At 48.6% G+C, this 14,553-nt stretch carries 12 protein-coding genes and 1 tRNA gene; 12 read left to right on the top strand and 1 reads right to left on the bottom strand.

The window, feature by feature from the left end:
• Positions 1-104 precede the first annotated feature (104 nt).
• Positions 105-1,160 carry a deoxyguanosinetriphosphate triphosphohydrolase gene (locus B9A32_RS04515; protein ID WP_232367043.1) on the bottom strand — a complete coding sequence of 352 codons (1,056 nt, stop codon included), beginning with the start codon at positions 1,158-1,160 and terminating at the stop codon, positions 105-107.
• A gap of 244 nt (positions 1,161-1,404) precedes the next feature.
• On the opposite strand from B9A32_RS04515, the gene B9A32_RS04510 reads away from it, so the two are divergent.
• From B9A32_RS04510 to truB, 12 genes are all read left to right on the top strand, one after another.
• The gene (locus B9A32_RS04510; RefSeq protein WP_332308491.1) at positions 1,405-1,980 is read left to right on the top strand and encodes a nucleoside deaminase; all 576 of its coding nucleotides are present in this window, start codon (positions 1,405-1,407) and stop codon (positions 1,978-1,980) included.
• A gap of 76 nt (positions 1,981-2,056) precedes the next feature.
• Positions 2,057-2,608: a translation initiation factor IF-3 gene (gene infC / locus B9A32_RS04505; protein ID WP_332308492.1), complete on the top strand. Its 552-nt coding sequence runs from the start codon at positions 2,057-2,059 to the stop codon at positions 2,606-2,608.
• A gap of 234 nt (positions 2,609-2,842) precedes the next feature.
• On the top strand, positions 2,843-3,040 hold the full coding sequence (gene rpmI / locus B9A32_RS04500) for a 50S ribosomal protein L35 (protein ID WP_084067183.1): 198 nt from the start codon (positions 2,843-2,845) through the stop codon (positions 3,038-3,040).
• A gap of 23 nt (positions 3,041-3,063) precedes the next feature.
• The gene (gene rplT, locus B9A32_RS04495) at positions 3,064-3,414 is read left to right on the top strand and encodes a 50S ribosomal protein L20 (RefSeq protein ID WP_084067182.1); all 351 of its coding nucleotides are present in this window, start codon (positions 3,064-3,066) and stop codon (positions 3,412-3,414) included.
• Between the two features lie 40 nt (positions 3,415-3,454).
• On the top strand, positions 3,455-4,456 hold the full coding sequence (pheS, locus tag B9A32_RS04490) for a phenylalanine--tRNA ligase subunit alpha (protein WP_084067181.1): 1,002 nt from the start codon (positions 3,455-3,457) through the stop codon (positions 4,454-4,456).
• 1 nt (position 4,457) lies between these two features.
• Positions 4,458-6,896, top strand: a complete 2,439-nt coding sequence (gene pheT / locus B9A32_RS04485; RefSeq protein WP_084067180.1) for a phenylalanine--tRNA ligase subunit beta — start codon at positions 4,458-4,460, stop codon at positions 6,894-6,896.
• 514 nt (positions 6,897-7,410) lie between these two features.
• Positions 7,411-7,486: transfer RNA gene (locus B9A32_RS04480), tRNA-Gly, on the top strand.
• Positions 7,487-7,963: 477 nt separating this feature from the next.
• The gene (locus tag B9A32_RS04470; protein WP_084067235.1) at positions 7,964-8,446 is read left to right on the top strand and encodes a ribosome maturation factor RimP; all 483 of its coding nucleotides are present in this window, start codon (positions 7,964-7,966) and stop codon (positions 8,444-8,446) included.
• Positions 8,446-9,849, top strand: coding sequence for a transcription termination factor NusA (nusA, locus tag B9A32_RS04465; RefSeq protein ID WP_084067178.1), 1,404 nt, complete (start codon positions 8,446-8,448; stop codon positions 9,847-9,849). Before B9A32_RS04470 ends, nusA begins: the two co-directional genes overlap by 1 nt.
• Before the next feature lie 203 nt (positions 9,850-10,052).
• On the top strand, positions 10,053-13,205 hold the full coding sequence (gene infB / locus B9A32_RS04460; RefSeq protein WP_084067234.1) for a translation initiation factor IF-2: 3,153 nt from the start codon (positions 10,053-10,055) through the stop codon (positions 13,203-13,205).
• A complete protein-coding gene (gene rbfA, locus B9A32_RS04455) occupies positions 13,205-13,561 on the top strand; it encodes a 30S ribosome-binding factor RbfA (protein ID WP_084067177.1) in 357 nt (118 codons plus the stop codon). The genes infB and rbfA overlap by 1 nt, the downstream gene beginning before the upstream one ends.
• Entirely contained in the window at positions 13,558-14,481 is a 924-nt protein-coding gene (gene truB / locus B9A32_RS04450) for a tRNA pseudouridine(55) synthase TruB (protein WP_232367039.1), read from the top strand. The genes rbfA and truB overlap by 4 nt, the downstream gene beginning before the upstream one ends.
• The last annotated feature ends 72 nt before the right edge of the window (positions 14,482-14,553 follow it).

Here is a 14,553-nt window from a genome sequence, read left to right as displayed (position 1 = left end):
ATTTATATGAAATATTCCGTAAACCGGGGCGTATTTTAAGTTTTGGTATGGGTGGACCGAGGTCAGAAAGCGGTTCGCCCATGGCGGTTGTTTGGAATTTATTTCTAAACATGGGGCTGGGGGAAAAACAGCTTGGAATAAAGCTCCAGGGCATATCGGTCGGTCATGCTGGCAATAATATCACAGGCTGTGCGCTCCAGGGTGGTGTTTTGGCCGTCCCAAGCCGCCATTTCCATTTTTTCCAGCTCCTTTTGCATGGAATCAAGATTTTCGATGAAGTGCTGATACAATTCCTTAAGGACCTTTTTGGCTTTGATGAACTCCTTGTGAACCGAGGGGGATCGGTATACCTCTTCATAGAGGAAGCGTCTCAGCGTGGTCATGGCTGTGTAAACTTTTTCCCCCATGCACAATTGAAATTCATTGTCATGGGGGACACTGCAATATACAAGGGACTGAATCATGGATCTTGCCCTTTGGGGATGATTTTCTCCCAGCTCTCTGGTGCAAATGGCAGGAATCTCGCTTCTTTTGATGACTCCGCTTCTTAATGCGTCATCAAGGTCGTGGTTTAAATAAGCAATGATATCAGCGATGCGAACAATTTTGCCTTCAAGTGTGGTGGCTGTGGCACCGGGGGTGGACGGCATGATATCCCCAAATCCCTTGGAGTGTTTGAGGATGCCGTCTTTAACCTCCGGAGTGAGATTCAGACCTGCGCCCTTGTTTTCAAGAACCTCCACCACCCGGAGACTTTGCTCGTTGTGGGAGAATCCGGGGTGGTAAATTTCTTTTAATGCGGTTTCTCCGCCATGGCCAAAGGGGGTGTGTCCCAGGTCGTGACCCAGGGCAATGGCTTCTGCCAGGTCTTCGTTAAGTCGCATGGCTCTGGCAATGTTTCTTGCTGTTTCTGACACTTCCAGGGTGTGGGTCATTCGGGTTCTATAGTGGTCCCCAAGCGGGGAGAGGAAAACCTGGGTTTTATACTTCAGTCTCCGGAATGCATTGGAGTATACAATTCTGTCTCGATCCAGCTGGAACGGGGTGCGTATGCTACAGGGTGTTTCCGGTCTGGACCGCTCTCCGGCCAGGGCGCTGGGGCACCCAAAGGGGGAGATGAATTTGTTTTCCCTTGTCTGATATATTTCCCTTATGGACAGTCCCGGGGGAGGTTCGTTCCCGTGGTTGTTTTTTATGGGGGACGGTCTTTGATCAATGAGTTGTTTTTTTAGTTTTTTCATGTTTGTTTCTGGTCAATACCGGTGTCGTTGTTTATGGGTGCCCACTATCTGTCATCAAGCGGTGGCTTTTTTTGACAAGATATTTTAAGAGTTGCACATATTGTGAGTGGTTTGTAAAGGGAAAAGTTGTCATTTGATATTGGCGGGCAGAAAAACAAAATATATGAAAAAATATTTAAAAGATCCGGGGTATGTCCCGGAGCAGGGAGTATCTATGGATGAACAGTGCATGTCCCTGGCGCTGGAAGCGGCTGAGGCGGCTCTGGCCCGGGGGGACTTTCCCGTGGGATGCGTTATTATGCGGGGGGCTGATGTGGTGGCCACCGGTGCCAGGCAAGGTACTGCTGATGATAAAAAAAGAGCCAGCGAGCTTGATCACGCTGAAATTTTGGCGTTGCGCCACCTGGAGTCGCTGGATGTTGACCGGGAGGGCCTGGTCCTGTACTGCACCATGGAACCCTGTCTTATGTGTTTTGCCGCCATTATGCTGTCTGGTATAAAAAAGGTGGTGTTTGCCTATGAGGATGTCATGGGAGGAGGGACCGGTTGTGATCGCAACGGGTTGTCCCCCCTGTATCGGGATTGCGGCATCCGGGTGATCCCCGGTGTGCTGCGCAGGGAGAGCCTGTCTCTTTTTTATCGTTTTTTTCGTTCCCCCCAGAATGTGTACTGGAAGGACAGTTTGCTGGAAAAGTATACCCTGGAGCAGGGTGAAAATTCCTTGGGTATAGGAATATAAATAAATAGTGCTTGCAATTTTCAATAAAGTTTATATAATTACCCGTTGATTAATATAGAGTTTTGTGATGTTCTGGATACGACAAAAAAACACAAGGAGGTGTGGGATAGCTAGGCAGAGCAACCGGGACAGGATAAATATAAACAGGGGTATCAGGGCTGAAGAGGTGCGGGTTATCGGCGCTGATGGAGAGCAGATAGGTGTTATGCCCATACGGAATGCCCTTGAAAAGGCTGCTGAGCATTCACTGGATCTCGTGGAAGTTTCACCCAATGCAAAGCCGCCTGTCTGCAAGATAATGGATTATGGTCGGTATAAGTATGAATTGACCAAAAAGCTGCAGGAGGCCAGGAAAAAGCAGAAAACATCTCAGATCAAAGAGATTAAAGTCCGGCCCAAGACAGATACCCATGACCTTGAGACAAAGGTTAAACATATTGCAAAGTTCATAGGCAATAATGATAAGGTTAAAGTGACCCTGGTATTCAGGGGACGGGAAATTACCCTTGCCAAGCAAGCCAGGCTTGTTCTTGAAAAGGTGGCCCAGATGACCGAAGAATTTGCCCAGATTGAACAGCATGCAAAGTTTGAAGGTCGGACCATGACCATGATTCTGTCACCCAAATGATTTGATATCAGCGGGAATTACTCTGATTTTCTATTTTTGTCGGGATATCCAGGATATCTGCAGAAAGAAATAAAATCCTTTCTGAAGCCTCGATGGGCTTTTTTGCGTCATCGACCTGGCTTTCAGTGCGGGATCAAAATGTGTTTGAATCCGTATGGTGGCGCGGTGTGCCCGGAGGGCATCCTTTGCTGCCATATCTTTTTTTGAGTTAAATGAGTACCAGGGAGATATGAAATGCCTAAGATAAAAACCAACAGGGCGGCTGCAAAGCGGTTTAAAAAGACAGGATCCGGAAAATATAAGTTCAGGAAATCACATGCCAGCCATATCCTGACCAAAAAAACAACAAAGCGGAAACGGTCCCTTCGATTGGACCAGATTATTGGCAAAAGTGACATGAAAGAGGTTAAACGCCTGTTGCCCAATGGCTGATCAGGATATAAGGAGCATATGACATGAGAGTAAAAAGAGGATTTAAGGCAAGAAGGCGCAGGAATAAGGTTTTAAAACTTGCAAAGGGATTTCGGGGCGGTCGCAGTAAATTGTACCGCACCGCGGCAGATGCTGTTGATAAGGCGTTGATGTATTCCTACCGTGACCGCAGAGCCCGCAAAAGAGATTATCGAAAACTGTGGATTGTAAGAATTAATGCTGCGGCACGAATGAATGATCTTTCCTACAGCAAATTCATGCATGGGCTTCAGCTGGCAGGAATCGAGCTGGATCGAAAAGTTCTGGCTGAACTTGCCGTATGTGATCCCAAGGGATTTACGCAGGTTGCTGCAGCAGCTGCGGCTCAACTTTAGTCTGCCTCTGGCCGGCCTCTATTAAAAGGTGGAGATTGCTGTGGAAAAAAATTTGCAAACAATTGAGCAGGATGCCCTGGCTGAACTTGAGAAGGCCGTGTCCCGGGATGATGTTGACGCCCTTGTGACAAGGTATCTGGGTAGAAAGGGCGCTCTGACCGCATTTTTGAGGAATATTTCAAAGCTCCCTGTTGGGGATCGACCCGGTGCGGGTAAAGATGCAAATGCCTTGAAAATCAAACTTGAAGAGGCCTTTGAAGAAGCCGGCACGCGATTTCAGGATCAGGATACCGGCGGGGGAATTGATGTTACTTTGCCCGGCCGGCCTGTGGTAAGGGGTGCACTTCATCCTGTGACAAAAATTTCCAGGGAAATTGTCGCTATCTTTTCCCGGCTGGGATTTGATGTGGTGGAAGGTCCCGAAATTGAGACAGATTATTATAATTTCGAAGCACTGAATATCCCCAAATACCATCCTGCCAGGGATATGCAGGATACCTTTTATGTGTCTGAAAATATCGTGTTGAGGACCCATACTTCCCCCACCCAGCCAAGGGTGATGGAAAAAACCGATCCCCCTGTGAGAATTCTTGCACCGGGCAAGGTGTATCGATGTGATTCAGATCTCACCCATACGCCCATGTTTCATCAGGCAGAGGGGTTGGTGGTGGATAAGGATGTCTCCTTTGGGGATCTTAAGGGGATCATTACAACCTTTATCCATCAATTATTTGATCCTGATATCAGTGTGCGGTTCCGCCCCAGTTTTTTCCCTTTTACCGAGCCCAGCGCTGAAGTGGATATTCAGTGTGTCATGTGCCGGGGGAAGGGGTGTAGAATCTGTTCCAGAACAGGATGGCTTGAAGTTCTGGGAAGCGGCATGGTGCATCCGGCTGTGTTTGAAAATGTGGGCTATGACACGGAAAAATATTCCGGTTTTGCCTTTGGCATGGGGATTGAGCGCCTTGCGATGCTCAAATATGGGATCGATGATCTCAGGAAATTTTTTGAAAATGATATGCGCTTTTTAAGGCAGTTTTAATATGAAAGTCAGTTTAAGCTGGTTAAAAGAATATACTTCGGTAACAGGTGATCCGGCAGAAATTGCAGCACAACTCACCATGGCTGGGCTTGAAGTTGAAGCTGTGGAAGATCGCTATGCCTTTTTAGACAAGGTGGTGGTGGGCAGGGTTGAAACTGCTGAAAAGCATCCCGATGCGGACAGGTTGAGCTGTTGCCGGGTGGATGTCGGTGAAGAGGTGTTAAGCATTGTTTGTGGCGCGCCCAATGTCAAAGCGGGTCTCATGGTGGCCTGTGCCTGTGTGGGGGCCGAGCTCCCCGGTGGTTTTGAAATTAAAAAAAGCAAGCTCCGGGGTGCCACATCCCAGGGAATGCTTTGCAGCAGCACAGAGTTAAGACTGGGCATTGACGGTTCAGGTATCATGGAATTGTCCCCGGACTTGATTCCGGGAACACCCCTGGCTAATGCTCTGGATTTATCTGATGTGATGTTTGACATAGATCTGACACCCAATCGTCCAGACTGTCTCAGCATCATTGGGGTGGCAAGGGAAGTTGCTGCAGTGCAGTGTATTGACTTTAACCCCAGACTTCCCATCCCGCTTGCGGCAAGTTCGGAAAAAGAAAATGTTTCTGAGCTGATTGATGTGGAGATCCATGATCCCAATCTATGCCCACGATACATGGCGGGCATGGTAATGGATGTTAAAGTGGGTCCCTCACCGTACTGGCTCCGGGATCGTCTGGAATCCGTGGGCTTGACCCCCATTAACAATATTGTGGATGTGACCAATTTTGTGATGATGGAAACAGGTCAGCCGCTCCATGCCTTTGATTATGACTTTTTAACCCAAAAACGCATTGAGGTGCGGCGGGCCGGTACAAAACAGGATTTTGTCACCCTGGACGGCAAGACCCATACCCTTGACCCGGACATGCTGGTGATTTGTGATGGAAAGCGCCCTGTGGCCCTTGCCGGGGTTATGGGGGGGGAGAATTCTGAGATTATACCGGAAACCACCCGTGTCCTTGTTGAAAGCGCTTATTTTGATCCTGTTTCCGTTCGTCGAACGGCAAAGCTGTGCGGTATTAACAGCGACGCTTCCCACCGGTTCGAACGGGGTGTGGATCCTGAAGGATGTGCCAGGGCCTTGAGTCGGGCCGTTTCTTTGATGGTCGAGGTCTCCGGTGCCACATTGGTTCCCGGTGTTGTGGATGCCCATCCCACACGGTTTGATCCTGTTGTGATTGAGTTGAATACCGGTGCCTTGAATCGACGCCTGGGTACAGATCTTGATGATGGAAAGATCGCTGGGATACTTGAATCTGTCGGGTTTGTTGCAAAATCATCTGCAAAGGGGATGTTGACAGTGGATGTGCCGTCCTTCCGCGTGGATGTTGCCCGTCCGGAAGACTTGTCCGAAGAAGTGGCTCGCCTCTGGGGATATGATAACATTAAAACCAGTTTTCCCATGGTGCCTTCCCTGAGACAACATCCTGTTCCGGCCATTGAGTTCCGGGAATCTGTGAAAGACATGATGAACGGATTTGGTTTTTTTGAAGCTGTGAACTACAGCTTCACCGATGCGGGTATGTGCGGGAAACTACAGCTGGCACCGGAAGACCAACGCTGGGCCATGGAGAAAATCCTTAATCCCATTTCAGAAGAGATGTCCGTGCTTCGTTCGTCCCTTTTGCCGGGATTACTGGAGACCATGGGACGCAATGTGGCAAAGCAGACAGATACCCTCAGGATATTTGAGGTGGGTAAAATGTTTCTGGCCACAAGCCCGGGAACCCAACCCCGGGAACAAGAGATGCTGGCAGCTCTCTGGACAGGAAATCGTTTTCCTTCTGTTTCCTGGCATGGAAAGGCCCAGCCCTGTGATTTCTTTGACCTCAAAGGGATTGTTCAAGGGCTTTTGGATGCCTTGGATATTCCTGCATCGGATCTGGCTTTTACACCGGCTTCTGAAAATGCATATCCCTATTTTAAAAAGGGGTGTGGCGCTGTTGTGAAAAAGGGCGAAGCTTGTCTGGGTGCCCTGGGTGAAGTGGCTCCGACTGTATGTTCCGCCTTTGGTCTTAAACAGAGCGCGTTTGTCTTTGAGCTGGATATGACTGCCCTGCTTCTGGCAACACCCCAGGCCATTGTGGCACAGCCGTTACCCCGATTCCCCTCCGTGGAGAGGGATATTACCATGATTGTGGATGAAGGTGTGGCTGCCGGGGATGTGTGTGATGATCTTCTGGGATACACCCGGAATAATTCCCTGGTGGAAGATCTGTTTTTGTTTGATGTGTACCAGGGTGCTCCCTTGGCTGAAGGGCAAAAATCACTTTCTTTTCGCATTGTGTATCGATCGGCTGAAAAAACCTTGAAAGAGAAAAAAATCAAGGGGCTCCACGCCAATATTTCCGGTTGGCTCATTAAAAGATATGATGCAGCTCTGCCTGCATAAGGGCATCAGCCATTTTCAATTTGCTGTTTATTTGAGACCCCCATCCATGTAAAATAATAACCTGAGATTGTTAAATGGTAAATCAGTTAAGATTTGGGCACCCAATGCCTTGTTGGAAGGACGCGTTGGGCTGACCTCCCAACGAGAAGTTGTAACAGACAGACTTTGTATGCTGATGAACTTTTGGTCCTCGGTATCACTGTCATGGGCAGATTTTAATTGTGATTTCGATCGGCTCACAACGAACAATGAAAAAGTAGTTGCTTTGAACACCCAGTATCTGCTTTTTCATATAACTGCCATGGGTAGACCTTATTTTGATCCGGTTCTGCCCACAACAAAGTTAGAAATACTCCACAGATTTGCGGAGTATTTCTTATAAAAAAAGGATCGAAAACGGTTTTTGCGCAAACTGCATTTGCTTTTTTCCGAGGTGTGGGCCGAAATTAGACTGTGCGTTGCCGCAGTTCTGGTTGACAGTCTCGTTTTTTTGCTTTATAGTTGCACATCGTTAGCGGGCATAGCTCAGTTGGTAGAGTACAAGCTTCCCAAGCTTGGTGTCGCGAGTTCGAATCTCGTTGCCCGCTCCAGATTATAAATGTCTTGATTTTTTGAGATGTTTGAACGCCATGGATCATGACCTTGCTTTGGGTCATAAAAATCCAGATTTATGAGCTTGAAATAAGAGTATGCTTCAGCATTTTTTTACTTGGCTGAATTGCCTTGGCCGGCACGGTGTTGTAATGGTGGAGAAACTTTTTTTCTCCTGTTGAACGGATGGCATTATTAATGTCATGGACATTTTGTCCCCTTCAATGAAGCAGAAATATCAATTGCGATATCCTTAAGGATAGTTCACAATGGATGCTTTGTAAAAATACAGGGTACCAGGGAACGGGCGTTTGCCCGTTTTTTTTTTGGCTGAGGTTGGGCAGAATGTGTCCGGGGTGGATGGCGTAATATTTTTCAGGTGAACGTGGGCCCTGCCGGGGAGTATGTCTGCAAAACAGCAGGTGTTCATGTCCATCAGCGGTGTCATAATCAAAGGCAGTCTATAGGGTGTGGGTTTGAAAAAAGAACAGAAAATACAATCTGTTGCCGGAAGGATTGAGGCGTTGCTGGATCCTCTGTGCACAGCGGAAAACTTTGAGTTTGTCAGCGTGGAATTTTTGTCCGACAGGGGGGGCGCCATTGTGAGGATATGCATTGACAAACCCGGTGGTGTAAATATTGATGATTGTGCCCATATGAACAGACAGATCGGAGACTTGATGGATGTGCATTTTGATGAAATGGGTGCCTATCGTCTTGAAGTCTCTTCCCCCGGGCCCAACAGAATTTTAAGCAAATCGGCTGACTATGACCGGTTTTCAGGAAATCGGATTAAGCTTGAAGTCAGGGTGCCCATTCAGGGCAGGCGGAAATTCACAGGACTGCTCCAGGGTATCAGTGATGATGTTGTCACTATTTTGGTAGATCAGGAAGCGGTGAAGATTCCATATGAACAGATCGGCAAGGCAAGACTGGCTGGTTCACACGGAGAGTCATAATGTTAATTACAGATATTAAGCGTGTCATAGATCAGGTTAGCCGGGAAAAGGGCATCAGCAGGGAAGTGCTTGTTGCCACCCTGAAGGAAGCCATTGAATCCGCTGCCAGAAAAAAACTGGGTCCCCGGGTTGATGTTGAAGTGCATTACGATGAAAAAACTGGTGAAGTGGATGTGTTTCAGTTCAAAGAGGTGGTGGAAGAGGTTCAGGATCCTGAAATTGAGCTGACATATGAAGAAGGCCTTGGGTATGATGCCGAGTGTGAACTGGGGGACAGCCTGGGGATCAAGGTGGATACGTCTTCCTTTGGACGCATTGCGGCCCAGTCAGCCAAACAGGTGATTATTCAAAAAATGAAAGAGGCTGAAAAAAGCGCTGTGTATGAAAATTTTATCCATAAAAAGGGTGAAATTATCAATGGCATTGTTCAACGGGTGGACCGGGGTAACATCATTGTAAACCTTGGCCAGGCCGAAGCCATACTGACATCAAGGGAGCAGATTCCCAGGGAAAACTATCGACGGGGAGACCGCATCCGGGCCTATGTTCTGGATGTGCTGGAGGACGCCAGGGGCTCCCAGATTATTTTGTCCCGGACCCATCCTGAGTTTCTGGTGAAATTGTTTGCCACTGAAGTTCCTGAGATAACCGAGGGCATTGTCTCCATCCGGGGCGCTGCCAGAGAAGCCGGGGTTCGTTCTAAAATTGCGGTGAGCTCTTCGGATTCCGATGTGGATCCCGTGGGCGCATGTGTGGGAATGAAGGGCAATCGTGTACAGAGCATTGTCCAGGAACTCCGGGGGGAAAAAATTGATATTGTTCAATGGAACCCGGATGTGGCTAAATTTGTGTGCAACGCCTTGGCCCCGGCTGAAATTGCCCGGGTAATCATTGATGAAGACAATAAGAACATGGAGATCATTGTTGTGGATGATTTCCTTTCCATTGCCATTGGAAAAAATGGCCAAAATGTCCGTCTTGCCTGTCGTCTCACCGGCTGGCATCTTGAAGTGATGAGTGAGGATGAATACAGTCGTAGCCTTAAGAAAGGATATGATTCTTTGATGGATATTCCCCACGTCACCCTGGCCATGGCTGAGGCATTGTATAAAAATGGTTTTTGCGCGTCTGCGGATGTTGCATCAGCTCAAAAAGAGGCGCTGCTGTCGGTTACTGACATGACTGAAGAAGAAGTGGCGTTGCTGATTGAGAATGCACAAAAGATTGTTGCTCAAAGCAAGGAATCTGTTCAGGAACCGCCTTTGACGGATGACGGTGAATCTGCTGCCCATCCGGAAGAGATTTTACCGGATGAGGGCAACCGGGAACAGATAGTGGAGGATGAAGTTCCTTCCCCGCTGTCCGATGCACAAGAAGATGATGATGCAGATGGCGTGGAATAACTCAACTTTTCGGATTGACATAAACGGGGTCGGGTCAGGCTTGTACCATGGTGCTTTTTACGCATCAGGCATTTGCTGCCGGCAAAAAGAATCATTGTACAAGCCTGACCCCGTGGTCTCAACCACTTGAAGGTAAACCCGAAAGTTGCGTTGTATCAAGACCTTATAAACAGAATTAAAAGAGATAATATTTGGGGGAACGGATGGCAAAAATCAGGGTATATGAGCTGGCCAAAAAGCTTAATTTGACGAATAGGGCCCTCCTTACAAAGCTCAAGGCATTGGATATTGAAGTAAAAAGCCATATGAGTTCTCTGGAAGATGAGGACGTCAACAAAGTAAAGAAAAGTATGTTCGGGCAAAAGAACAAACGGGCAGAGACAAGGGTGAAACCATCTGTCATTAGAAGACGTAAGCCAGTTAAACAAAAAAAACCGGCAGAATCACCTTCCAAAAAACAGGATTTAGACCCTGTTCCCTCCAGGAAACCGTCTTCCCAGAAAGATGATGATCAAAAATCTGCGGCTGCCAAGGATTCATCTCTGGAGAAAAACACCGTGGGTACCGGTGTGGATGACATTGCAGCTGACAATGGATCCCCAAAGGATCTTCCCGGAGAAACCGTGGCGCCTGTGGATGAAAAAAAGGACGAAAAAACTGATAACCATGCCCAGGAATCGATGAAAACGGATGTATCCCCCAAAAAAGCCGATGCTTTGTTAAAACCGGCTAAACCAAAGAAGAAAGGCAATGCTGCCAGGATTATTTCCATCCCTACCAAGGAAAAACCTGCCAAGATAGTAGAGCCCGTTGCTCCAGAAAAAGAGACACCTTCAGAACCTCCGGTTCCAGAAAAAGAGATTGCCCCTGAATCTCCTGTTTCTGAAACCGTTGCGGATGCATCTGCCAAAGGGGAGGAACCTGTACAAACCGATTCAAAGGAGGCTTCCTTGACCAAGGATACTCCCCCCGTTCCAAAAGATGCATCGTCTGTGAAAAAAGAGATGGACGATGAAAATGAGAAATTAAAAAATGATATTAAAGAGGAGGACGGTGCCCTGGATAAAGTTGACACCGACAATGACACCGTGGGGGAGGCACCGGTGGATGATTCCGATGCAGCCGGTAAAAAAAGACCTCGGAAGAAAAAAGTAAAAAAGTCAGAACCTGCAAAAATAATCAAACTTGCCGTGCCGCCGGTGATTCCCCCTGCCAGGAAAAAAGCGGGGACCCCGTCAGGTGCGGATCTGCCCAGGCATCGCAGAAAACCCGGTAAGCCTTCAGCCCCAAGACCTTCTGCACCCCCCAGAAATGTAAAAGTTCAGGCACCCCCTGTGAGCCCGAGAGAAATGCCGGGGGGGGATCTTTCCGGAAAGGCCAGATCCAAAAAAGATAAACGGAAAAAATGGGAACAGACCGATGGGAGCCCTGGAACTCCAGGCAAAGGGAACACGCGGAAAAAACGCTCTGTGGTTGAGGGCAAAGACCTCTATGACGGAAGACGCGGTGGTAAAAAAGGACGTCGAAAAGACAATCGAAACAAGCAGAGGGGGAAAGTCCAGAAGACCCAGATCACCACACCCAAAGCCATTAAGCGTCGTGTTAAAATTGATGATACCATTGAATTGGCGGAACTTGCCAAACGAATGGGTATCAAAGCCAATGAGATGATTGTCAAGCTCATGGGCATGGGGGTCATGGCAACGGTGAATCAGACCATTGACTATGATACCGCAACCCTGGTGGCTGCAGAGTTTGATTATGAGGTTGAAAAGGCATCCTTTGAAGAGGACCTGCTCATGGATACCCATGTGGAAGAAAATCCTGAGGATCTCATCAGCCGTTCACCGGTGGTGACCATCATGGGGCATGTGGATCATGGTAAAACCTCATTACTGGATGTCATCCGAAAATCCAAAATCACCACGGGTGAGGCCGGTGGCATCACCCAGCACATCGGTGCTTACAGTGTGGAAACCCCCAAGGGCGTGATTACTTTTCTGGATACTCCGGGTCATGCTGCTTTTACAGCCATGCGATCCAGGGGTGCCCAGGTAACTGACCTTGTTGTTCTGGTGGTGGCGGCAGATGATGGGGTGATGCCCCAAACCATAGAAGCCATTAACCATTCCAAGGCAGCCAATGTGCCGGTGATTGTGGCCGTTAACAAGATGGATAAACCCGATGCCGATCCTGACCGGGTCATGCGGGAATTGTCCGAACACGGACTGGTGTCCGAGGACTGGGGTGGAGATGTGATTTTTGCCAGGGTGTCTGCCAAGGCAGAAACAGGCATTGATGAACTTCTGGAAATGATATTGCTCCAGGCCGAGGTGCTTGAATTAAAAGCCAATCCCACAAGGCATGCCATGGGCCATGTGGTGGAAGCCAGGCTGGATGCCGGTCGGGGACCTGTGGCCACTGTACTGGTGGAACAGGGAACCCTTAGGGCGGGAGAACCCCTGGTGTGTGGTCTCCATTCCGGAAAGATTCGTATCATGATCGGAGACATCGGCCAGACCGTGACCGAGGCCGGCCCCAGTACTCCGGTGGAGATTGTGGGTCTAAGCGGGGTCCCCGAAGCCGGTGATGAGTTTGTGGCATTGTCATCAGAAAAGGATGCCAAGCAGATCAGTGAACACCGCATGCAAAAAGAGCGGGCCAAGGAGCTTGCTAAGAAGAGCCGGGCAAATCTTGAAAAACTTTTTGCCAACATGGGTTCCGATGAGATCAAGGAACTCAAGCTCATCATTAAGGCTGATGTTCATGGATCTCTGGAAGCCTTGAACGATTCAGTGATGAAGCTTGCCCAGGAAGAAGTGGATATCAAAATCGTTCACTCCGGCACAGGTGCCATCAATGAATCTGATGTTTCCCTGGCAGCGGTTTCCGATGCCATCATCATCGGGTTTAATGTACGGCCCACCCCCAAGGTGAGAGAGCTTGCCAAGGAAGAGAACATTGATATGCGGTTCTATGATATTATTTACAATGTTATTAATGATATCAAAGCCGCCCTCACAGGACTGATGCCCTCCACTTTCCATGAAAATATTCTGGGTCGTGCCGAGGTTCGGGATACTTTTGTCATTCCCAACAAAGGCACTGTTGCCGGTTCCTTTGTACTGGACGGCAAGGTCAGCCGGGGGGATAAGATCAGACTGCTGCGGGATGGGGTTGTGAAGTGCAAGTCCACTGTGGCCTCCCTGCGACGGTTTAAGGATGACGTAAAAGAAGTGGCCCAGGGCTATGAATGCGGTATCGGCCTTGAAAAATTCAATGATATCAAAACGGGTGACATCTTTGAATGTTATGACATTGAAGAGCGCAAGGCCACCCTGGAGCAGATTAAATAATGAAGCCATATCCAAGGGGAGACCGGGTGGGAATAAAAATCCAGGCCTCCCTCACCGAGCTCATGACCAAAAAAATACAGGATCCCAGAATTGAGATGGCCACCATCAGCGGGGTCAAGATGACACCGGATCTGCGCATAGCCTATGTTTACTTTTCTGTGTTTGGCGATGAAAAGCGGGTCCAGGAAGCCCAGGAGGGATTTAAAAGCTCTCTGGGTTTCATTAAAAAAAGCATTGCCCCCAAGCTGGGCCTTCGTTATATGCCGGATTTAAAATTTATCCATGACACCTCCTTTGACCGGGGCAGTCGCATTGACAGCCTGCTCAAAGATACTTTTTCCGAAGGTGACCATTGACACCTCTGACAGATGGCATCATTGCCGTTGATAAACCTGCCGGAATTTCCTCTGCCAGGGTGGTTGCCAGGCTGAAAAGACGACTGGGTGTTAAAAAAGTGGGACACACAGGCACCCTGGACCCATTTGCCACCGGGGTGCTTTTATGCGGCATCAATAAAGGCACCCGCATTTCCCGTTTTTTAATCGGTGGAGAAAAATCCTACGTTGCCGGGGTGCACCTTGGGGTGGACACCGACACCCTTGATGCCGAGGGAGAAATCACAGCATCGGCCGGGAACGACTTTTTAAATGATCTTACAGAAGAGCAGGTGGCCACGGCTGTGGCGCAATTTAAGGGTCCCCAGAAACAGATTCCCCCGGTGTACTCTGCCTTGAAACACAATGGTGTCCCCTTGTATCGTCTGGCCCGTCAGGGCACCCCTGTGGAAAAGCCTCCCAGGGACATTGAAATCTATGACATCCATGTGACATCCATGGAACTTCCCTTGGTGGAGATGGATGTTCGCTGTTCATCCGGTACCTATATCCGAAGCCTTGCCCGGGACATCGGTTCCCGGCTGGGGTGCGGGGCGCATCTGGCCTCTTTGTGTCGAACCGCCTGCTGCGGCATATCTCTTAAAGAGACCGTTCCTCTTTCCAATCTTGAGCAAATGGATGACTCCCAATTCAATGGACAGATTATTCCCATGGCCCGGGCACTTTCCTTTCTGCCCGCTGTTTCTGCGGATGAATCGATGTTGGGGAAAATACGTTTTGGCCAGCCCCTGGGTGCGCTTTTGCCCCCCGCTTCTTTCTGGCTGGATGCCGGACAGAATACATTTCTTCGTATTCTTGATCCCCGGGGCAGCCTTGCTGCGGTGGTTGAATATGATGAAACCGTTCAAACCTATAATTATTGTTGTGTTTTTGTTGATTAATCGTTAATATACCTTGTTTTTGTCCCTGGGAAATCATTCTGGGGCCAGAATTAAATGGCAGGGGCATTCCAG

Origin of the sequence: Desulfocicer vacuolatum DSM 3385 (assembly GCF_900176365.1) — a bacterium.
In the GTDB taxonomy this organism is placed as follows: Bacteria; Desulfobacterota; Desulfobacteria; order Desulfobacterales; family Desulfobacteraceae; genus Desulfocicer; species Desulfocicer vacuolatum.
The sequence above is the reverse complement of the archived record's forward strand: the minus strand, read 5'-3'. Positions and strand labels throughout refer to the sequence as shown.